This window comes from Mycobacterium sp., from assembly GCF_035633495.1.
Taxonomy (GTDB): Bacteria; Actinomycetota; Actinomycetes; order Mycobacteriales; family Mycobacteriaceae; genus Mycobacterium.
This window is the reverse complement of record NZ_DASQEU010000013.1, coordinates 1-18,691: the sequence shown is the minus strand read 5'-3', so window position 1 is coordinate 18,691 and position 18,691 is coordinate 1. Positions and strand designations below refer to the sequence as shown.

Sequence of the window (18,691 nt, the reverse complement as noted above, 5' to 3'; positions counted from 1 at the left end):
GGAACGGGATGAAGGCGCCGTCCGCGCCATCTCCAGCGTGGTGAGCGGGTCGATCGGGATGGAACTGGTGGCGGTCTTCGTCGCGGCGACGGACTGCGCCGTGGGGGTGACGACGGCAAGCGCTAGCAGGGTCGCCGACACCGCCGCGAGAGTTCCAGCCAGCCGCTTCACGTTGCTCCTACCGATCGGTCCAGCGAATGTTGGCCCGCACGTCATTCGTCATAGGTGACTTCGACCGAATCCGACGCCGGCTTGGCCTGGCAGGCGAGGATCAGTCCCTCGTCGAGGTCGGAGGCTTCCAGCACGTCGTTGACGTCCATGTCGACCTTCCCGCTCTTGACCAGCACCGCGCATGCGCCACAATGCCCTTCGCGGCACGAGAACGGCGCATCGAGTCCCTTGTCGAGCAACACGTCGAGCAGCTTCGCGTGGCGCGGCCAGCGGATCTCCTGGGTTTCCCCGTCGAGTGTGACGACCGCAGTCGCCGGGCCTTCCTCGCCGTCATCTTCCTCGACGACGATCGCAGCAAACGGATCGGACTCCAACGACTTGAACACTTCGATGTGAATTCGCGCCGGCGCGGCACCCTCGGCCATGAGCGCTTCCTCGGCCGCCGTCATGAACGGGCCGGGTCCACAGATGAACGCCTCACGCTCGACGTACGGCCCCACCAGGTTGCCCAGCGCGGCCGAGCTCGGCAGTCCCTGCACGGTCTCGATCCAGTGCACGACCGTGAAACGGTCGGGGTACTCGGCCGCCAACTCGCGCAAGGTGGCCGCGAAGATTACCGACTTCTCGTCGCGGTTGGCGTACACCAGGGTCACCCTGCCGCTGCCCTCGGACAGCGCCGACTTCAGGATCGCCATCATCGGCGTGATGCCGCTGCCGGCGGCCAGGAGCAGGAAGTCGGTGTCGAGCGTCCTCGGTACGAAGGTGCCCGACGGCGCCAGGACGTGGAGGTGCATGCCGGGGTGGGCGTTGTCGCAGAGCCAGTTCGACGCATAGCCGCCCGCCGTGCGCTTGACGGTGACGGCCAGCGCGTCGTCGGTGAAGGGCGAGCTGGACAGCGAGTAGCAGCGGGCCACCGACCCGGTGCGATCGCTGGGCACCCGCAGAGTGAGGAACTGGCCGGGCGCATGGCGCAGCCGGTCGGCGGGAATCTGGGCTCCGTCGGGCACCTTGAACACCAGCGATCGCGCGTCGGCGGTTTCGTCGATGACGTCGGCCAGTTGCAGCTCGAGCACGTAGGTGCCGAGCGGCTCGTCCGTCACGGTCGATCCTCCATCTGTCGAAGAGTCCCTGTCAGTGAGTTGTGGTGTTGCGCGGTCAAAACTAGAACATGTTACAAAAGCGCGCTTTCGCAGGTCTAGCCGCCGTAGGAATGCCTTACTCGACACAAATCGTAACGTGTTCTAATCTTTGTACAGATCCTTGTCGGCCCCACACTGCCCGGAGGCAACCAATGACGTCCATTCAACAACGCGACGTGCAGTCGGTCCTAGACGGCATCGATGATTTGTTGCCGCTCATCGGCAAGCGCGCGCAAGCGGCCGAGGATCTGCGTCGAATCCCCGACGAGACCATCGCCGAACTCGACGAGGTCGGCTTCTTCAAGCTGCTGCAACCCGAACAGTGGGGCGGGCTGCAGTGCGACCCCGCCTTGTTCTACGAGGCGGTCCGCAGGCTCGGCAGCGCCTGTGGCTCGACCGGCTGGGTCAGCTCGATCATCGGCGTGCACAACTGGCACCTCGCTCTGTTCGACCAGCAGGCGCAGGACGAGGTCTGGGGCGACGATTCGACGGTCCGCGTGTCGTCGTCGTACGCGCCGATGGGCGCGGGCACCGTCGTCGACGGCGGCTACCTGGTCAGCGGTGCATGGCAGTGGTCGTCGGGCTGTGACCACGCGTCGTGGGCGTTCCTCGGTGGACCGGTCATCAAGGACGGCCGCCCGGTCGACTTCGGCAGCTTCCTCATCCCGCGCAGCGAGTACCGCATCGACGACGTCTGGCACGTCGTCGGGCTCAAGGCCACCGGCAGCAACACGGTCGTCGTCAAGGACGTCTTCGTGCCCCGCCATCGGTTCCTGTCCTACAGGGCGATGAACGACCGCACCGCGGGCGGCCTCGAGAACAACACCGCGCCGGTGTACAAGATGCCTTGGGGCACCATGCATCCCACGACGATCACGGCGCCCATCATGGGCATGGCCTACGGCGCCTACGACGCTCACGTCGAACACCAGGGCAAGCGCGTGCGCGCCGCGTTCGCGGGGGAGAAGTCCAAGGACGACCCCTTCGCCAAGGTCCGCATCGCCGAGGCTGCCAGCGACATCGACGCGGGATGGCGTCAGCTGATCGGCAACGTCTCCGACGAGTACGCCCTGCTCAAGGCCGACCAGGAGATTCCGTTCGAACTCCGCGCCCGCGCGCGTCGTGACCAGGTGCGCGCCACCGCCCGGGCCATCGCCTCCATCGATCTGTTGTTCGAGGCGTCCGGTGCCACCGCACTCAACATGGACGCCCCGGTGCAGCGCTTCTGGCGTGATGCCCATGCCGGTCGCGTGCACGCGGCCAACGAACCCGAGCGGGCCTACCTCATCTTTGGAAACGAGGCGTTCGGGCTGCCCCCCGCGGACACGATGGTTTAACTGGAAGGCCTGATGAGTCAAGCGGTTCAAGACCAAGACGTTACGTTCGAATCGACCTCACGCTACGCGCAGGTCCGGGAGGACATGCGTCTGCACTATCACGAAGCCGGCGTCGGCAACGGCGAGACCGTGGTGCTGCTGCACGGCGGTGGACCTGGAGCGTCGAGCTGGTCGAACTTCTCGAAGAACATCGCCGTCCTGGCGCGGCACTTCCACGTGCTGGCCGTCGACCAGCCGGGGTACGGCCTGTCGGACAAGCACACCGAACACGAGCAGTACAACCGCTACAGCGGCACCGCCCTGCTGAATCTGTTCGACCATCTCGGCATCGAACACGCTGCGCTGGTAGGCAATTCACTCGGCGGGGGCACCGCGGTTCGGTTCGCCCTCGACAACCCGGGCCGGGCGGGTCGGCTGGTGCTGATGGGCCCGGGCGGGCTCAGCGTCAACCTCTTCGCGCCCGATCCCACCGAGGGCGTCAAGCTGCTCGGCAAGTTCACGCATCAGCCGACGCGCGAGAACATGGAGAGGTTCCTGCGCATCATGGTCTACGACCAGAAGCTCGTCACCCAGGAACTGATCGACGAACGGTTCGCGATCGCCAGCCAGCCCGAGTCGCTGGCCGCCGCGCGAGCGATGGGAAAGTCCTTTGCGGGCGCGGACTTCGAACTCGGCATGATGTGGCGCGACGTGTACAAGCTGCGTCAGCCGACGCTGCTGATCTGGGGTCGTGAGGACCGGGTCAACCCGCTGGACGGTGCGCTGATGGCACTCAAGCAGATCCCGCGCGCGCAGTTGCACGTGTTCGGGCAGTGCGGCCACTGGGCGCAACTGGAGAAGTTCGACGAGTTCAACAAGCTGACCACCGATTTTCTGAGCGGATCCAAGGGGACGCAGGCATGAGCATCCGGTCACTGGGGTACCTCCGACTCGAGGCCACCGACGTGTCGGCGTGGCGCGAGTACGGGCTCAAGGTGCTCGGCCTGGTCGAGGGCAAGGGTGCGACCGAGGGTGCGCTCTATCTGCGGATGGACGAGTTCCCCGCCCGGCTCGTCATCGTTCCCGGCGAACGCGACCGGTTGTTGCAGTCCGGATGGGAGACGGCGAACGCCGCTGGGCTGCAAGAGATCCGCGATTCCTTGGACGTCGAGGGCACGCCGTACAAGGAGGCCACGGCCTTCGAGCTCGCCGACCGGCGCGTCGACGAGATGATCGTCTTCGAGGACCCGTCGGGGAACACGCTGGAGGTGTTCCACGGTGCCGCACTCGAGCACCGGCGCGTCGTCAGCCCCTACGGCCACCAGTTCGTCACCGAGGGGCAGGGCCTCGGCCACGTCGTGCTGACCACCCGCGACGACGCGGAGTCGCTGCACTTCTACCGCGACGTGTTGGGCTTCTCGCTGCGGGACTCGATGCGGCTTCCGCCTCAGCTGGTCGGCCGGGAAGCCGGCGACCCGCCCGCATGGCTGCGCTTCTTCGGCGTCAACCCACGCCACCACAGCCTGGCATTCATGCCGGGCGAGACCCCCAGCGGTATCGTCCATCTCATGATGGAGGTCGGCAACAGCGACGACGTCGGACTGTGCCTCGATCGCGCACTCCGGCGCAAGGTGCCGATGTCGGCCACCCTCGGCAGGCACGTCAACGACAAGATGCTCTCGTTCTACATGAAGACCCCCGGCGGCTTCGACATCGAATTCGGTTGCGAAGGACTGGAAGTCGAGGACGACAACTGGGTGGCGCGGGAGAGTACCGCCATCAGCCTGTGGGGACACGACTTCAGCGTCGGCTTCAAGGGATAGCGTTCGATCGTGTCCGATCCCATCGATCTGCGCACGTTCCGGCACGTGCTCGGCCAATTCTGCACGGGTATAACCATCATCACGACCGTGCACGACGACGAGCCCGTCGGGTTCGCCTGTCAGTCGTTCGCCGCTCTGTCGCTGGATCCGCCGCTGGTGTTGTTCTGTCCGAGCAAGGTGTCGCGGTCATGGCAGGCGATCGAGGCCAGCGGGATGTTCTGCGTCAACGTGCTGCACGAGAACCAGAAGGACGTGTCGGCCCGCTTCGGTTCCAGGGAGCCGGACAAGTTCGCTGGGATTGATTGGCAGCCATCATCTCTCGGCTCACCGGTCATTGGTGGCACGCTTGCGCACATCGACTGCACGGTGGCCTCGGTGCACGACGGCGGCGACCACTTCGTGGTCTTGGGGGCGGTGCACTCGCTATCGGAGGTGCCCAAGGAGAAGCCCCGACCGCTGCTGTTCTACCGCGGCGAGTACACCGGCATCGAACCCGACAAGACCACGCCCGCGCAGTGGCGTGACGACCTCGACGCGTTCCTCACCACCACCACCGCGGACACCTGGCTCTAGCCGTTCGGAGCGGCTCTTTCCTGCGCGAGCAGACGCAAACGTCCCTTGAAGTCGGCGTGTCGGGGTCACTTTACGTCTGTTCGCCAATGAACTTGATGATGGCCGCCGCCACCTCGCGGTGCGTGACGTCGTTGAGGATGTCGTGGCCGCCGCCCGCGATCTCGATGAGCGACAGCGGTTCGATCTGCTCGGCGTACGCCCTGAGCGCTCCGACGGGCGCGATCGGATCGTTGCTGCCGTGCACCGCGAGCGTCGGCACCGCCAGCGCGGGCAACGTCGCTCCGAAGGTGTCCCAGCCCCTGTCCAGTTCCCGTGCCAACGGGCCGCCGTCGGCGTCGACGAAGGCCAGCGGATCGTTCTCCATCGCGTCGAGGTAGAACGGGTCGGCGGACAACTGGCTGGGCGCGATCTCGAACGTCGAGTCCGCGTCGACGAGCCCGGGCACCGGAACCAGCGGCGCACCGGAGATCACCCCGGCTCGGTAGCGGTCGGGCGCTCCGAGTAGCCGGAACAACGTGACGACCGCACCGAACGAATGCCCTTGGGCGACAAGCGGAATGCCGGGGTGCTCGGTGAGTGCCAACTCGGTGAGCCGATCGGCGAGTGCCCCGCTGGCTTCGAGAGTGCGGAAGTCGCCGCGTTCGCCCGGCGTCAATCCGTGCCCGAACTGATCGACGGCCCACAGGTCGATGCCCGCCGCATTCAGGGCGAAGCCGTAGCGGTGGTAGAGCCCGGTGTGTTCACCGAAGCCGTGTAGGAAGATGACGGCGGCTCGAGGGTCGGGGGTGGCCCAGTGGCGATAGTAGGCCCGTCCGTCGTCGGTCTCCAGGAATGGCATGCCCCGACCTCATCAGGTGTCCGCGCATCCCGCAACACATCTGCTCAGCGGATCTGCCTGACTCTCTCGTTGGATGGCCAACCTGTGTCGGCAGTCCACACCAACGCGTCGAGCCGTTCGCCGAGCGCGAGGCAAAGCCGGTCTGCCATCGACAGTCGCTCGCCGCGGCGCCACCGACGGGCAGCCCATTCGGCATCGCTCGCGGTGACCGAATCAACCTCTAGTTCGTAGCTGAGCAACAGCGCCTTGGCCAAGTCCCAATCGCGCCCGTGCGCAAGCACCTTCTGCGCAACCTCGGACCAGTTGGCGGCTCCGCAGTGCCCGCCCGTGGCGAGTTCGCCTTCCACTGCCGAAGCACCGGGTTCAGCTTGGAGGAACGCGAGCAACGCCGACGCGTCGAAGACGTTCAAGCCACGTCCTCCACGGCGGCTTCGCGACGTCGTTCGCTCACCAACTCGGCTACGAGATCGAGACCGTTCAGATCGGCGCGAACGAGCTCCTTCAGTTGTTCGCGGGTGAGCAGCACGATTCCCTTGGCGGTCTCGAGCAGCACAACGGGTTGGCCCTCGACGAGACCCGCCCGTTCGCGAAGGGTTGCCGGGATGACGAGTCGTCCTCGATCTCCCATCGTTGCCGTATACGTCCCACTCACGACCTAAACGTACCATTTGCCTCTCGGCAGTGGGATGATCGTCTCACCGCGCGCCGAGGAGCACGTTCCGCTGGTCTTCCATGCGGGCCCGGATCGCGTCGATCAGCACCCCCACTTCAGGCTTGCGGAGGGTTTCGTTGCGAGCCACCAGCCAGTAGGTCAGCAGGAGGCCGACGTCGTCGGGGAGTACCCGCACCAGGTCGTAGTGCCGGTCCGCCATGAAGCACGGCAGCAGGCCGAGTCCCGCGGCCGCCCGGGTCGCCTCGACGTGGACGAAGACGTTGGTGGAGGTGATGGACTCCCGCAGCGAGGGGGCGAAGGTGCGGGCCAGGTCGAGGTCGTCGACCTGCAACATGGAGTCGATGAAGTAGACGAGCGAGTGGCCGGTGAGATCGGCTCTGGACGCCTGGCGCTCGCGTTGTCGCTGGATGCCCTGATTGCCGGTTCGGCAGTGGCCGCGGTCGCCGCAATCGCGTTCGGTCCCTGGGGCACGGGCACCAGCGGGTCTCCCGCGCAAGTGGTGCTGGCGTTGGCATTCCCGGTCGGCGACCTGTTCCTGGTCGCTCTCGGCGCCGGCGCGCTCTCGATGCCGGCTCGCGCTGACCGGAGATGGGCACTTCTCCTCACGGCACTGGGCCAGGTGCGAACCTGGCGCGAGCAGGGAGTCGAGATGACCTCCGCTGCCCGCGGACGAACTGGACCGCTGGATGAACGCGCACGTCGGTTCGGATCGGGCAGTCAGGCTCCCCCGCTAGCACAGGCGAGCCACGGCCCCATCCGCCGCAGCGCCTCTGCGACGTCGGAGGTGGCGCCCGCGAACGACAGCCGCACGTACCCGCCGCCGTGCACGGTGTCGAAGTCGACCCCTGGCGCAATCGCAATACCGGTGTCGGACAACAATTTTGCGCAGAAGCCAAGCGAGTCCATCGAGTACTCGGAGATGTCGGCGTAGACGTAGAACGCGCCGTCTGCCGGCGCCAGTCGGGGCAGTCCGATCTCCGGCAGGCCATGCAGCAGCATCTCGCGGTTGACGGCGTACTGCTCGACCAACTCGTCGGCCTCGGCTGCGGACTCGGGCGTGAACGCGGCGACGGCAGCGAGTTGCGGCAGCGTGGGCGGGCAGATGGAGAAGTTCCCGGTCAACCGGTCGACCGCACGCTTCAGGGCGGGCGGTACGAGTAGCCAGCCGAGTCGCCAGCCGGTCATCGCGTAGTATTTCGAAAAGCTGTTCACCACAATGGCTTCGCGCGATGTCTCCCACGCGCAGCTGGTCGGTGGCGCGCCGGGGTACACCAGGCCGTGGTAGATCTCGTCGCTGACCAACTGGACGCCGCTGGCCTCGCACCACGCCGCTATCGTCGCCAGATCCGCAGGCGGGATGACGGTGCCCGTCGGGTTGGCCGGGCTGGCGAGCACGACGCCCCTGATGGGCGGCTGGATCTCGGCGAGCATCTCGATGGTCGGCTGGAACCGGGTCTCGGGGCCGCACGGTATCTCGACGACCTCGCAACCCAACGCCGAGAGGATGTTGCGGTAGCACGGATATCCTGGGCTCGTCACGGCCACGCGGTCGCCCACGTCGAAGCAGGCCAGGAATGCGAGCAGGAATCCGCCGGTGGACCCGGTGGTGACGACGACGTCCTCGGGGCCGACCGCCACGCCGTAGCGGTCCTGGTAGGACGCGGCGATGGCCCCGCGAAGCTCTGGAATGCCCAGCGCCACGGTGTATCCCAGATTGTGCTCGGCAAGCGCGGCGGCAGCCGCGGCACGGATGGGCGCGGGCGCCCGGGCGCTCGGTTGCCCGGCCGAGAGATTCACCAGGTCACCGTGGGTGCGTTGGCGTTCGGCGGCGGCCAGCCACACGTCCATCACGTAGAACGGTGGAATCCCGGCGCGCAGCGCGACACGATCACTCATCTAGCCAGGCTAGAGCACCTCGGATTCGAGGCGACGCAGGTAGTCCCGCGGCGGTCCGAGCAGTTGCGCGCTGCCGTGCGCTCGCTTGAAGTACAGCTGAATGTCGTATTCCCAGGTGATCGCCACGCCGCCGTGCATCTGCACGGCCTCGGCGGCGACGGCGCTGAACGCCTCGCTGGCCGATACTCGTGCCAGCGCCGCAGCCGTCGCGGACGGCTCGGAGACCGCGTCGTCGACGACCGCTCGCGCCGACTGCACCAGCACGTAGAGGTCGGCCATCCGGTGCTTGAGCGCCTGGAAACTGCCGATGGGCCTGCCGAACTGGACGCGGTCCTTGGTGTAGGCGACGGTCAGGTCCAGGCAGCGGCTGGCCGCGCCAATCTGTTCGGCCGCCAACAGGATTGCCGCGGTGTCGGCGATTCCGGGGTCCGGGCCGATCGCCACCGTGTCGCCGGCCGTGACGCGCGCCAGCCTGCGGGTGGGATCCATGGCGACCTGCGGTTCCGCGGTGAAACCCGTCCAGCGGCTCAACCGGCCGTCGTCGACGCCCACCACCACGTCGGCGACGTCGCCGTTGAGGACGTACCCGGCATCGAAGACGACCGCACCGATCGACGCGCCCTCGGCCAGCTTCTCCAGGGCGTCGGCGTCCGGCTCGTCGGCCGACAGCAGGGCCAGCTCGGTCAGCGTCGTACCCAGCAGCGGCGTCGGTACCAGGTTGCGTCCCAGTGTCTCGACGACGACCGCAGCATCGGCGAGTTCACCACCCGCCCCGCCGAGCTCCTCGGGGATGACGAGGGCCGCCGCGCCGACCTGCTCGCACAACAGCGTCCACAGCGATTCGTCGTAGCCGCGCTCGGATGCCATTGCGCGGCGCACTGCCCCGGGGGACGCGTGCTTCTCGACCAGCGACGCGACGGTGTCGCGCAGCATCTCCCGTTCTTCGGTCATGACGTCCTCCATGCCAGTGCCTCGAGGACCCTGTGGCGATGCCAGGTCGGATCGCCCCACGCCGACCGCAACGCATGCACCCGTAGGAGCAACAGCGAGAGGTCGTGCTCCTGCGTGTAACCGATGGCTCCGTGCGTCTGCAGCGACGATCGGGCCGACAGCAGCGCGGCTTCTGAGGCGGCTGCCTTGGCCGCGCTGACGTCGCGTGCGCTGTCGGGTGATCCGTCGGCGAGCGACAGCGCTGCGCCGTAGACCAGCGGGCGGGCCAGTTCGATGGCGATGTGCACGTCGGCGAGCTCGTGCTTGATCGCCTGATATGAGCCGATCACCCTGCCGAACTGAGTGCGCTGCTTGGCGTAGGCGACCGAACCGTCCAACATGGCTTGACCCGCGCCGATCAATTGAGCGGCGGTGACCAGCGCGCCGAACTCGAAAGCCCTTGCGGTGTCAACCCTTAGTGGCGCACCGGAGGCGGTGACGTCGAAGAGGCGGCGCGCCGGGTCGACCGACTCGTGCTGCGGTCCCGCGTCGGCGTCCCGCACCTCGCCGTCGGAGGCGACCAGGACGAGACCAGCGGAATCGGCGTCGACGGCACGGGGCACGCGTGGCGGCATCGCGACCGTGGCGATGAGTTCGCCGGACGCCAAGGCGCTGCTGCGCTCGTCGTCCGCCAGCAGGATCGGCGCCACGGCGATCGATTCGGCGACGGGACCGGGCACCCCCCAGCGGCCCAGCCTTTCGGCAGCCACCACCAGGTCGACGGGATGGGCGCCGATGCCGTCGAACTTCTCCGGTACGGCCAATGCCGTCACGCCCAGGTCGGCCAGCGTGGCCCACACCTTGCGCCCGGGTCCGGTATCGCCTGCGGACCAGGCGCGGATGACGGCGGGCACGTCGGCGGCCGCCAGGGCACCGTCGATGCTGGCCGCGAAGTCACGCTGAGAAGCGTCTATCTCAAAGTGCACGGCGAAGTCTCATTTCGGTTCCCGAGGTAGGCCCAGCAGCCGCTCGGCGATGATGTTGCGCTGAATCTCGTTGGTGCCGGCGTAGATCGGGCCGCCAAGGGCGAACAACAGGCCATCGGTCCAGTGGTCGGCGAGTTCGCCGTCCGCGCCGCGCAGGTCCAGCGCGGTCTGGTGCAGCGCGACGTCGAGATCGGACCAGAACACCTTGGTCACCGATGACTCGGCGCCGAGTTCGCCGCCCTCGGCCAATCGGGTGACGGTGCCGAACGTGTGTAGCCGATACGCCTGCGCCTTGATCCACGCGTCCGCGACGCGGTCGGCGAAGGCGGGATTGCGGTCGGCCTGCCATGCCCGAACCAGACGTTCTGCCGGCGCGAGGAAGCGGGCGGGGCTGCGTAGCGACATGCCACGCTCGTTGCTCGACGTGCTCATCGCGGCGCGCCAGCCGTCGTCGACGGCCCCGACGACGTCGTCGTCCGGTACGAACACGTCGTCGAGGAAGATCTCGCCGAAGCCCGTGTCCCCGCCGAGCTGAGCGATCGGCCGCACGGTCACGCCGTCGGCGTGGAGGTCGAACATCAGGTAGGTCAGACCGCGGTGCCGTTGGGCTGTCGGATCGGAACGGAACAGCCCGAAGGCCCGATCGCCGAAGGGGGCTCGCGAACTCCAGATCTTCTGTCCGTTGAGCTTCCAACCGCCATCGGTCCTGGTAGCCGTCGACCGCAGTGACGCCAGGTCGCTGCCCGACTCGGGCTCCGACCACGCTTGGGCCCAGATCTCCTCGCCGCTGGCCATCTTGGGCAGCACCCTCGTCTGCTGCTCCTCGGTGCCATGGGCGAACAGCGTCGGGCCGAGCATCGAGGTACCGTTCGCGCTGGCCCGGCCCGGTGCCCCTGCGCGGAAGTACTCCTCCTCGTAGACGACCCACTGCAACAGCGTCGCGTCCCGACCGCCGTACTTCTTGGGCCAGGCGATCACCGACAGGCCCGCGTCGAAGAGCACCTTGTCCCAGTCGCGGTGCTGCTCGAAACCCTCGGCGGTGTCGTAGGACTTCGTCGGGAAGTGCGCCTTGTTGGCGGCCAGGAACTCGCGCATCTCGGCGCGAAACTCCTCGGTCTCGTCGTCGAACGTCAGATCCATCAACTGATCTCTCGCAGTAGCGGTTTGACCACTTTTCCTCCAGGATTTCGCGGCAACACGTCCACGAAGGCAACCGACCGTGGCGTCTTGAAGTTCGCCAGATGCTCGCGGGTGTAGGCGATCACGGTCGCCTCGTCGAGCTGGTGGCCTGCCTTGGCGACGATGAAGGCCTTCCCGACCTCGCCGAGTCGCTCGTCGGCCACCCCGATCACGGCGCTGTCCGCCACGCCGTCGAGGCGGGCGAGAACCTGCTCGATCTCGGCGGGGTAGACGTTGAAGCCGCCGCAGATGTACATGTCCTTGAGACGGTCGGTGATGCTGAGATTGCCGCGTTCGTCGAGCTTTCCGACGTCGCCGGTGTGCAGCCAGCCGTCGGCGTCGATCGCGGCGGCGGTCGCCGCGGGGTCGTCGAGGTAGCCGAGCATCACGTTGGGTCCGCGCAACAGAACCTCGCCAGCGCCACCCTCGTCGGCCGCGTCGATCCTCAGCTCGAAGTCCGCGATCGGCCTACCGCACGTCGTCGCGACCGTGACGGCATCATCGTCGGCCCGGCACATCGTGCCGAAACCGCTTGCCTCCGTGAGCCCGTAGGCCGTCAGCACGATGTCGATGTCCAGCTCTTCCTGCATGCGTTCGATCAGGATCACGGGCACGACGGCCGCGCCGGTCACGGCGAACCGCAGCGACGTCAGGTCGTACTTGCTGCGACTTGGGTGGTCGAGCAGAGTCTGGTAGATCGTCGGCGGGCCGGGCAGCACGGTGATCTTCTGGTCCCGGACGGCCCGCATCGCCTTCTCGGGATCGAACGTCAGCTGCGGGATCAGCGTGGCCCCCTTCTGCATGCACGCCAGGATCCCGGCCTTGTAGCCGAAGTTGTGGAAGAACGGGTTGATGCAGAGGTAGCGGTCGTCGCTGGTGAGCCGACCACACTCCGCCCACGCCGCGGGTGCGTCGAGGGATTGCCGGTGCGCGCACAGCACGCCCTTGCTGCGCCCGGTGGTGCCCGAGGTGAAGAGGATGTCGGACACGTCGTCGGGGTCGACCGCCGCGGCGCGGACGTCGACTTCGTCTTTGGCGGCAACCCCGTCCCCACGCGCCATGAACACGTCCCACGTGCCGTCGTCCTTCTCGATCGGTACCCGGACGATGTGTCGCAGTGCGGGCAGCGCCTCCCGGTCGAGTTCGGTGATCCGGTCGGAGCCTAGGAACTCACCCATGCCGATCAGCAGCGGCGCGTCGGTACGGGCCAGGATGTCGGTGGCTTCGCTCGGGGTGTATCGCGTGTTGAGCGGAACGACGATGGCGCCCGCGTAGTGCGTCGCGAGGCACGCGACCACCCAGTGCCAGGTGTTGGGCGACCAGATCGCGACGCGGTCTCCAGCGTTGACCCCGAGGTCGATCATTGCCGCGGCGGCCTGCCTGACTTCGGCCCTGAGTTCGGCGTAGGTCAGTATCCGATCCTCGGTGACGAGCGCTTCGTGGTCGGAGAATTCGCCGCTGACTCGGTCCAGTACGCCGGGAATGGTCCTCGGCTGGCTCTCCATCGAGACTCCTCTAACAAAGCAAGTGCTTGGTAGGTTAGCCTACAGGGGTGATAGAGGTCCAGGAGTTCCGGGCCGAGGTCCGGCAGTGGCTCGCCGACAATCTCGTCGGTGAATTCGCCGCGCTCAAGGGGCTCGGCGGACCGGGCCGGGAGTACGAGGCGTTCGACGGCCGACGCGCGTGGAACCAGCATCTTGCCGCGGCCGGGCTGACGTGTCTCGGTTGGCCCGAGGAGCACGGCGGCCGAGGTCTGACGGTGGCGCACCGCGTCGCGTTCTACGAGGAGTACGCCCTCGCCGACGCCCCCGACAAGGTCAACCACTTCGGCGAGGAGCTGGTGGGGCCGACGCTCATCGCCTACGGCACGCCAGAGCAGCAGAAGCGCTTCCTGCCGAACATCCTCCACGTCACGGAACTGTGGAGTCAGGGGTACTCGGAGCCGGGCGCGGGTAGCGACCTCGCCAACGTGTCGACGACCGCCGAACTCGACGGTGACCAGTGGGTCATCAACGGGCAGAAGGTGTGGACCTCGCTGGCGCACTGGGCGCAGTGGTGCTTCGTCGTCGTGCGGACCGAAAGGGGTTCCAAGCGGCACGCCGGCCTCTCGTACCTACTCGTCCCACTGGATCAGCCGGGCGTCGAGGTGCGCCCGATCGTCCAGCTGACGGGCGACTCGGAGTTCAACGAAGTCTTCTTCGACGATGCCCGCACCGACGCGAGCCTGGTCGTGGGGGAGCCCGGCGACGGGTGGCGCGTCGCGATGGGCACGTTGACCTTCGAGCGTGGCGTGTCGACGTTGGGGCAGCAGATTCGTTATGCGCGTGAGCTTTCCGGCATCGTCGAGCTAGCCAAGAAGACCGGGGCCATCGACGACCCGCTGATCCGCGAGAAGCTGACACTGTCGTGGGTGGGGCTGAAGACCATGCGGTCGTATGCGCTGGCGACCATGGACGTCGAGCAGCCGGGCCAGGACAACGTGTCGAAACTGTTGTGGGCCAACTGGCATCGCGAACTCGGAGAGATCGCGATGGACGTCCAGGGCATGTCCGGATTGCTGCTCGACGGTGGCGAGTTCGACGAATGGCAACGGCTGTACCTCTTCTCGCGCGCGGACACCATCTACGGCGGCTCGAACGAGATCCAGCGCAACATCATCGCCGAGCGCGTGCTCGGCCTGCCTCGAGAGGTCAAGGGATGAATCTGGCCATTGCGCCCAAGGAGATCGACGGTCACGGACTGCTGACTGGCAAGGTCGTACTGGTGACCGCCGCGGCGGGTACCGGCATCGGGTCGTCCGCGGCACGGCGCGCGCTGGCCGAGGGCGCCGACGTCGTCGTGTCGGACTTCCACGAGCGGCGACTCGGCGAGACCCGTGACGAGCTGGCCGGACTCGGGTTGGGCCGGGTGGACTCGGTGGTGTGCGACGTGACGTCGACCGAGGCCGTCGACGCACTGATCACCACGGCGGTCGAGAAGATGGGTCGTCTGGACGTCCTCATCAACAACGCCGGCCTCGGCGGGCAGACGCCCATAATCGACATGACCGACGACGAGTGGGACCGCGTCCTGAACGTGACGCTGACGTCGGTCATGCGCGCCACGCGTGCGGCGCTGCGGTACTTCCGCGATGCCGGGCACGGCGGCGTGATCGTCAACAACGCCAGCGTGCTCGGGTGGCGCGCCCAGCACTCGCAGTCGCACTACGCAGCGGCGAAGGCCGGCGTGATGGCGTTGACCCGTTGCAGCGCAATCGAAGCCGTCGAGTACGGCGTTCGCATCAACGCGGTCTCGCCGAGCATCGCCAGGCACGAGTTCCTCGAGAAGACGAGCAGCTCGGAGCTTCTCGACCGGCTGGCGGGCGACGAGGCCTTCGGTCGCGCCGCCGAGCCGTGGGAAGTAGCGGCGACCATGGCGTTCCTTGCCAGCGACTATTCCAGCTATCTGACCGGAGAAGTGATTTCGGTGTCGAGCCAGCGCGCATGACCGTCCCTCCGCCGAGTCGCCGCGACGAGCTTCTCGACCTCGCCGCGGCGATGTTCGCCGAGCGCGGGTTGCGGGCCACGACCGTGCGCGACATCGCAGATTCCGCGGGAATCCTGTCCGGGAGCCTCTACCACCACTTCAAGTCCAAGGAGCAGATGGTCGAGGAGGTGCTGCGTGACTTCCTCGATTGGCTCTTCGACCGGTATCAGGAGATCGTCGAGGCCGAGACCGACCCACTGAAGCGCGTCGAGGGGCTCTTCATGGCGTCCTTCGAGGCCATCGAGCACCGGCACGCCCAGGTCGTCATCTATCAGGATGAAGCCAAACGACTTTCACCACTCCCACAGTTCGCGTTCGTCGACGAGCGCAACCGAGAGCAGCGCACGATGTGGGTGGACGTGCTCAAGCAGGGCGTCGCCGAGGGTTGCTTCAGCGCAGACCTCGACGTCGACCTGGTCTACCGGTTCATCCGCGACACGACATGGGTTTCCGTCCGCTGGTACCAACCAGGTGGACCCCTCACGGCCGAGCAGGTCGGCAGGCAGTACCTCGCCATCGTTCTTGGCGGAATCACGAATGAAGGAGACTGAACAATGGGTGAGGCGTACATCATCGACGCTGTGCGTACCGCAGTCGGCAAGCGCAACGGATCGCTCGCCGGCCTGCACCCCGTCGACCTCGGGGCCGCCGCCTGGCGTGGTCTCTTCGACCGCAACGACGTCGACCCGGGTGCCGTCACCGACGTGATCGCCGGGTGCGTCGACGCCATCGGTGGTCAGGCGGGCAACATCGCCCGGCTGTCGTGGTTGGCCGCGGGCTTCCCCGAAGAGGTGCCCGGCGTCACGGTCGACCGGCAGTGCGGCTCTAGTCAGCAGGCGATCTCCTTCGGCGCACAAGCGATCATGTCCGGTACCGCTGACCTGATCGTCGCGGGCGGCATGCAGAACATGAGCCAGATCCCGATCTCGTCGGCGATGATCGTAGGCGAGCAGTTCGGCTTCACCTCGCCCACGAACGAGTCGAAGAGTTGGCTGCACCGCTACGGCGATCAGGAGATCTCGCAGTTCCGTGGCTCGGAGATGATCGCGGAGAAATGGAACATCTCGCGCGAGGAGATGGAGCAGTACTCGCTGACGAGCCACCATCGGGCGCAGGAGGCGATCCGCGCCGGATACTTCGAGAACGAAATAGTCGCGGTGGACGGCTTCGTCACCGACGAAGGACCGCGCGAGACGTCGCTGGAGAAGATGGCCGGGCTGAATACTCTCGTCGAGGGCGGTCGGTTGACGGCGGCGATGGCCAGCCAGATCTCCGACGCCGCCAGCGCCGTGCTGATCGCGTCCGAGCAAGCCGTCAAGGACCATGGACTGAAGCCGCGGGCTCGCATCCACCACGTCAGCGCCCGCGGCGCCGACCCGGTGTACATGCTGACCGGCCCGATCCCGGCGACGCACTACGCGTTGGAGAAGACCGGGCTGTCGATCGAGGACATCGACACCATCGAGATCAACGAGGCGTTCGCGCCAGTCGTCATGGCGTGGCTCCAGGAGACGAAGGCCGACCCCGCGAAGGTGAACCCGAGTGGTGGTGCCATCGCGCTCGGACACCCGCTGGGCGCAACTGGCGCAAAGCTCTTCGCGACGATGCTCAACACGCTGGAGCGCACGGGCGGTCGCTACGGCCTGCAGACGATGTGCGAGGGCGGCGGCACCGCCAACGTCACGATCATCGAACGGCTCTAGCTCCCCCCGCCGCCGCCCTCCTGCCCTCACCCCCGCCGCGAGTGTGAATTTCACGACGGTCCGCTCGGCGAAAGCGTCGTGAAATTCACACTCGGCGTGCATGGCTGTGGATGACCGCCAGCTGACGCATTCGTTCTGTCGGGTGTCGGCCGCAGCATGCGGCCATGAGGGATGTTCGGTGGCCGTTCGTCGGCGTAGAGGCGTTGGCGGCTGGCGTGATGCCCGAGCGCGCCATGCGCAGGTGTTACGAGCAGTTGTATCCCGGCGTCTACGTGCCTCGGGGTGTCGAGCCGTCAGCATGTCAGCGCGCCGAGGCGGCCTGGCTGTGGTCCAGGCGCCGCGGCGTCGTGGCCGGGCAGTCGGCGGCCGCCATGCTCGGCGCCAAGTGGATCGACGGTCGACGGTCTGCCGAACTCATCCATGGAAATCGAAAGTCTCCAGCACTGCTCACCGTCCACTCCGACGTGTTGCGTCCGAGCGAGGTGCTCAATATGCGAGGCCTGGCCGTGACCACAGCCGCCCGAACCGCCTTCGACATCGGACGACACACCGCTTCTCGGCTGGCAGCCGTACAGCGACTCGACGCGCTCGCCCACGCCACCTTGGTGACCCTCCCGGAAGTGGAAGCCGTGGTGAAGGCGCATCCCGGGATTCGTGGACTGTCTCGTCTTCGCTCCGTGCTGCCACTGGTGGACGGCGGTGCTGAATCACCCCAGGAGACCGCTGCGCGGTTGGCGCTCGTCGACGCTGGGTTACCCGCGCCCAGTACGCAGTTCGAGGTGTTCGGTCGATATGGTGAGTTCGTCGCACGCGTCGACATGGCCTACGAAGCCGTCAAGGTGGGCATCGAGTACGACGGTCCGCAGCACTGGACCGACCCGGCCGTACGGCAGCGGGACATCGACCGACTGTTCGAGCTGACGGCGCTGGGCTGGTTCATCATTCGGGTCAGTCGCGACCTGCTGCGATATCGGCGGCCGACCTACGTTGTGCGCGTGGAGTCGGCGTTGCGCGAGCGGAACTTCGTGATGTGATGCGGCAGCCAAGGGGTTAGGTCAGGGTTAGGTCGCGGCGACGAGTGCGAGGGCGCCGAATGCCAGCATCCAGCTGGCGAAACTGCCGACCAGGAAGTACTCGGTGACGTCGTCGATCCCGACCCGCTCGGGCGTGCCGTTCTTGTCGCGCTTGGCGCTGATCTCGGGGAACCGGATGATGCTCTTGGCCGCCACGACGGCCGTGGCCAAGGTCAGCTGACCGGCCAGTCCCAACCCGACGATCAGCAGCCGCTCCATGGGACCGAGCAGTCGGCCGCCCTTGAGCTGATCCGACGCCTGCGGCTGACCGGCAGGCTTGACGGCGCCGACGGAGCCCAGGACGAGGCGCACCACCTGATTCGCCGTGGCCAATTGCACCAGCAGCACGCCCACCACCATCAACGCACGGTTCGGGCTGGTGGCGTAGCCCACCCACGCCAACCAGCGCCCGACCAGACCTCCGACATCAGTCCCCAAGCCGGACAACAGGATCAGCGTGGAAACTGCACCGCCGAAGACCGTGAGCGGTAATGCCTGGTGCTTGGCCGTGCGCTCGGCACGGTCGCACAACAGCAGCCACGCGACGCTGGACACGGCGGCGACGATGAGTAGAAGCAGGTCGCCCGGATGCCACAGCGCAGCGAGCAGCAGGCAGGCCGCGATCGACACGACGGCAGCCATCGGAGCCGCCCATCGGGCGTCGATCAGGCGTCGGCACACGTCGCCGATCCCGACGGCGATCAGCAGCACGGCCAGCGCACTCATGCAATCTCCGAAAGGCGTTGCGAGGCAGCGACGATGAGGTCCAGCCCGTCGCGTGCCGCACGCTGGGACACCGCCGACGGGCTGATGCCCTCGTCGGCGGCGAGTTCGCGCTTGGACCGGTCGAGCACGAGACCTCTCAG

General features: G+C 67.1%; 19 protein-coding genes and 2 pseudogenes. 9 read left to right on the top strand and 12 right to left on the bottom strand.

The window, feature by feature from the left end:
* Positions 1–212: 212 nt before the first annotated feature.
* Positions 213–1,271 (bottom strand): 2Fe-2S iron-sulfur cluster-binding protein, encoded by a 1,059-nt coding sequence (locus VET27_RS02010; protein ID WP_526514708.1) that lies wholly within the window; start codon positions 1,269–1,271, stop codon positions 213–215.
* A gap of 191 nt (positions 1,272–1,462) precedes the next feature.
* Between VET27_RS02010 and hsaA the strand changes: the two genes are divergently transcribed.
* The 4 genes from hsaA to hsaB are packed head-to-tail and all read left to right on the top strand — an operon-like array spanning position 1,463 to position 5,022.
* Positions 1,463–2,647, top strand: a complete 1,185-nt coding sequence (gene hsaA / locus VET27_RS02005) for a 3-hydroxy-9,10-secoandrosta-1,3,5(10)-triene-9,17-dione monooxygenase oxygenase subunit (protein ID WP_526514707.1) — start codon at positions 1,463–1,465, stop codon at positions 2,645–2,647.
* A 12-nt stretch (positions 2,648–2,659) separates the two neighbouring features.
* On the top strand, positions 2,660–3,550 hold the full coding sequence (hsaD, locus tag VET27_RS02000; RefSeq protein WP_526514706.1) for a 4,5:9,10-diseco-3-hydroxy-5,9,17-trioxoandrosta-1(10),2-diene-4-oate hydrolase: 891 nt from the start codon (positions 2,660–2,662) through the stop codon (positions 3,548–3,550).
* A complete protein-coding gene (hsaC, locus tag VET27_RS01995) occupies positions 3,547–4,449 on the top strand; it encodes an iron-dependent extradiol dioxygenase HsaC (RefSeq protein ID WP_526514705.1) in 903 nt (300 codons plus the stop codon). The genes hsaD and hsaC overlap by 4 nt, the downstream gene beginning before the upstream one ends.
* A gap of 9 nt (positions 4,450–4,458) precedes the next feature.
* Complete coding sequence (gene hsaB / locus VET27_RS01990) at positions 4,459–5,022, top strand: 3-hydroxy-9,10-secoandrosta-1,3,5(10)-triene-9,17-dione monooxygenase reductase subunit (RefSeq protein ID WP_526514704.1); 564 nt, start codon at positions 4,459–4,461, stop codon at positions 5,020–5,022.
* 70 nt (positions 5,023–5,092) lie between these two features.
* On the opposite strand, the gene VET27_RS01985 is transcribed toward hsaB, so the two are convergent.
* The 9 genes and pseudogenes from VET27_RS01985 to fadD3 form a co-directional block, all read right to left on the bottom strand.
* Complete coding sequence (locus VET27_RS01985; protein WP_526514703.1) at positions 5,093–5,860, bottom strand: alpha/beta hydrolase; 768 nt, start codon at positions 5,858–5,860, stop codon at positions 5,093–5,095.
* A gap of 44 nt (positions 5,861–5,904) precedes the next feature.
* Entirely contained in the window at positions 5,905–6,270 is a 366-nt protein-coding gene (locus tag VET27_RS01980; RefSeq protein ID WP_526514702.1) for a PIN domain-containing protein, read from the bottom strand.
* Positions 6,267–6,512, bottom strand: a complete 246-nt coding sequence (locus tag VET27_RS01975) for an AbrB/MazE/SpoVT family DNA-binding domain-containing protein (protein WP_526514701.1) — start codon at positions 6,510–6,512, stop codon at positions 6,267–6,269. Before VET27_RS01975 ends, VET27_RS01980 begins: the two co-directional genes overlap by 4 nt.
* A 43-nt stretch (positions 6,513–6,555) precedes the next feature.
* Positions 6,556–6,915: pseudogene (locus VET27_RS01970) on the bottom strand (LysR substrate-binding domain-containing protein); the annotation flags it as partial.
* 335 nt (positions 6,916–7,250) lie between these two features.
* Positions 7,251–8,429, bottom strand: coding sequence for a pyridoxal phosphate-dependent aminotransferase (locus VET27_RS01965; protein WP_526514700.1), 1,179 nt, complete (start codon positions 8,427–8,429; stop codon positions 7,251–7,253).
* 9 nt (positions 8,430–8,438) lie between these two features.
* The gene (gene ipdE2 / locus VET27_RS01960) at positions 8,439–9,380 is read right to left on the bottom strand and encodes an acyl-CoA dehydrogenase IpdE2 (protein WP_526514699.1); all 942 of its coding nucleotides are present in this window, start codon (positions 9,378–9,380) and stop codon (positions 8,439–8,441) included.
* Positions 9,377–10,345 carry an acyl-CoA dehydrogenase family protein gene (locus VET27_RS01955; RefSeq protein WP_526514698.1) on the bottom strand — a complete coding sequence of 323 codons (969 nt, stop codon included), beginning with the start codon at positions 10,343–10,345 and terminating at the stop codon, positions 9,377–9,379. The genes ipdE2 and VET27_RS01955 overlap by 4 nt, the downstream gene beginning before the upstream one ends.
* 9 nt (positions 10,346–10,354) lie before the next feature.
* On the bottom strand, positions 10,355–11,485 hold the full coding sequence (locus tag VET27_RS01950; protein ID WP_526514697.1) for an acyl-CoA dehydrogenase family protein: 1,131 nt from the start codon (positions 11,483–11,485) through the stop codon (positions 10,355–10,357).
* Positions 11,485–13,029, bottom strand: coding sequence for a 3-((3aS,4S,7aS)-7a-methyl-1,5-dioxo-octahydro-1H-inden-4-yl)propanoate--CoA ligase FadD3 (fadD3, locus tag VET27_RS01945; RefSeq protein WP_526514696.1), 1,545 nt, complete (start codon positions 13,027–13,029; stop codon positions 11,485–11,487). The genes VET27_RS01950 and fadD3 overlap by 1 nt, the downstream gene beginning before the upstream one ends.
* A gap of 47 nt (positions 13,030–13,076) precedes the next feature.
* Between fadD3 and ipdE1 the strand changes: the two genes are divergently transcribed.
* The 5 genes from ipdE1 to VET27_RS01920 all read left to right on the top strand — a co-directional run bounded on the left by ipdE1 (position 13,077) and on the right by VET27_RS01920 (position 17,786).
* On the top strand, positions 13,077–14,225 hold the full coding sequence (gene ipdE1 / locus VET27_RS01940) for an acyl-CoA dehydrogenase IpdE1 (protein WP_526514695.1): 1,149 nt from the start codon (positions 13,077–13,079) through the stop codon (positions 14,223–14,225).
* Positions 14,222–15,010: a (5R,7aS)-5-hydroxy-7a-methyl-1-oxo-2,3,5,6,7,7a-hexahydro-1H-indene-carboxyl-CoA reductase gene (gene ipdF / locus VET27_RS01935; protein WP_526514694.1), complete on the top strand. Its 789-nt coding sequence runs from the start codon at positions 14,222–14,224 to the stop codon at positions 15,008–15,010. The genes ipdE1 and ipdF overlap by 4 nt, the downstream gene beginning before the upstream one ends.
* On the top strand, positions 15,007–15,600 hold the full coding sequence (gene kstR2 / locus VET27_RS01930; protein ID WP_526514693.1) for a TetR family transcriptional regulator KstR2: 594 nt from the start codon (positions 15,007–15,009) through the stop codon (positions 15,598–15,600). The genes ipdF and kstR2 overlap by 4 nt, the downstream gene beginning before the upstream one ends.
* A 3-nt stretch (positions 15,601–15,603) precedes the next feature.
* A complete protein-coding gene (gene fadA6, locus VET27_RS01925; RefSeq protein ID WP_526514692.1) occupies positions 15,604–16,752 on the top strand; it encodes a steroid 3-ketoacyl-CoA thiolase FadA6 in 1,149 nt (382 codons plus the stop codon).
* Between the two features lie 164 nt (positions 16,753–16,916).
* Positions 16,917–17,786, top strand: coding sequence for an endonuclease domain-containing protein (locus VET27_RS01920; protein ID WP_526514691.1), 870 nt, complete (start codon positions 16,917–16,919; stop codon positions 17,784–17,786).
* A gap of 27 nt (positions 17,787–17,813) precedes the next feature.
* On the opposite strand, the gene VET27_RS01915 is transcribed toward VET27_RS01920, so the two are convergent.
* Both VET27_RS01915 and VET27_RS01910 read right to left on the bottom strand, forming a co-directional pair.
* Positions 17,814–18,551 (bottom strand): hypothetical protein, encoded by a 738-nt coding sequence (locus tag VET27_RS01915; RefSeq protein WP_526514690.1) that lies wholly within the window; start codon positions 18,549–18,551, stop codon positions 17,814–17,816.
* Positions 18,548–18,691, bottom strand: a pseudogene (locus VET27_RS01910) (SatD family protein); the annotation flags it as partial. The pseudogene VET27_RS01910 and the gene VET27_RS01915, both read right to left, overlap by 4 nt.

What these genes read in the sequence shown, in the direction of transcription:
- hsaC (WP_526514705.1), top strand. Translation starts at nt 3,547, where the DNA reads ATGAGCATCCGGTCACTGGGGTACCTCCGACTCGAGGCCACCGACGTG.
- fadD3 (WP_526514696.1), bottom strand. Translation starts at nt 13,029, where the DNA reads ATGGAGAGCCAGCCGAGGACCATTCCCGGCGTACTGGACCGAGTCAGC.
- hsaA (WP_526514707.1), top strand. Translation starts at nt 1,463, where the DNA reads ATGACGTCCATTCAACAACGCGACGTGCAGTCGGTCCTAGACGGCATC.
- kstR2 (WP_526514693.1), top strand. Translation starts at nt 15,007, where the DNA reads ATGACCGTCCCTCCGCCGAGTCGCCGCGACGAGCTTCTCGACCTCGCC.
- ipdF (WP_526514694.1), top strand. Translation starts at nt 14,222, where the DNA reads ATGAATCTGGCCATTGCGCCCAAGGAGATCGACGGTCACGGACTGCTG.
- VET27_RS01915 (WP_526514690.1), bottom strand. Translation starts at nt 18,551, where the DNA reads ATGAGTGCGCTGGCCGTGCTGCTGATCGCCGTCGGGATCGGCGACGTG.
- hsaD (WP_526514706.1), top strand. Translation starts at nt 2,660, where the DNA reads ATGAGTCAAGCGGTTCAAGACCAAGACGTTACGTTCGAATCGACCTCA.
- VET27_RS01950 (WP_526514697.1), bottom strand. Translation starts at nt 11,485, where the DNA reads ATGGATCTGACGTTCGACGACGAGACCGAGGAGTTTCGCGCCGAGATG.
- ipdE2 (WP_526514699.1), bottom strand. Translation starts at nt 9,380, where the DNA reads ATGACCGAAGAACGGGAGATGCTGCGCGACACCGTCGCGTCGCTGGTC.
- fadA6 (WP_526514692.1), top strand. Translation starts at nt 15,604, where the DNA reads ATGGGTGAGGCGTACATCATCGACGCTGTGCGTACCGCAGTCGGCAAG.
- VET27_RS01920 (WP_526514691.1), top strand. Translation starts at nt 16,917, where the DNA reads ATGAGGGATGTTCGGTGGCCGTTCGTCGGCGTAGAGGCGTTGGCGGCT.
- VET27_RS01985 (WP_526514703.1), bottom strand. Translation starts at nt 5,860, where the DNA reads ATGCCATTCCTGGAGACCGACGACGGACGGGCCTACTATCGCCACTGG.
- VET27_RS01965 (WP_526514700.1), bottom strand. Translation starts at nt 8,429, where the DNA reads ATGAGTGATCGTGTCGCGCTGCGCGCCGGGATTCCACCGTTCTACGTG.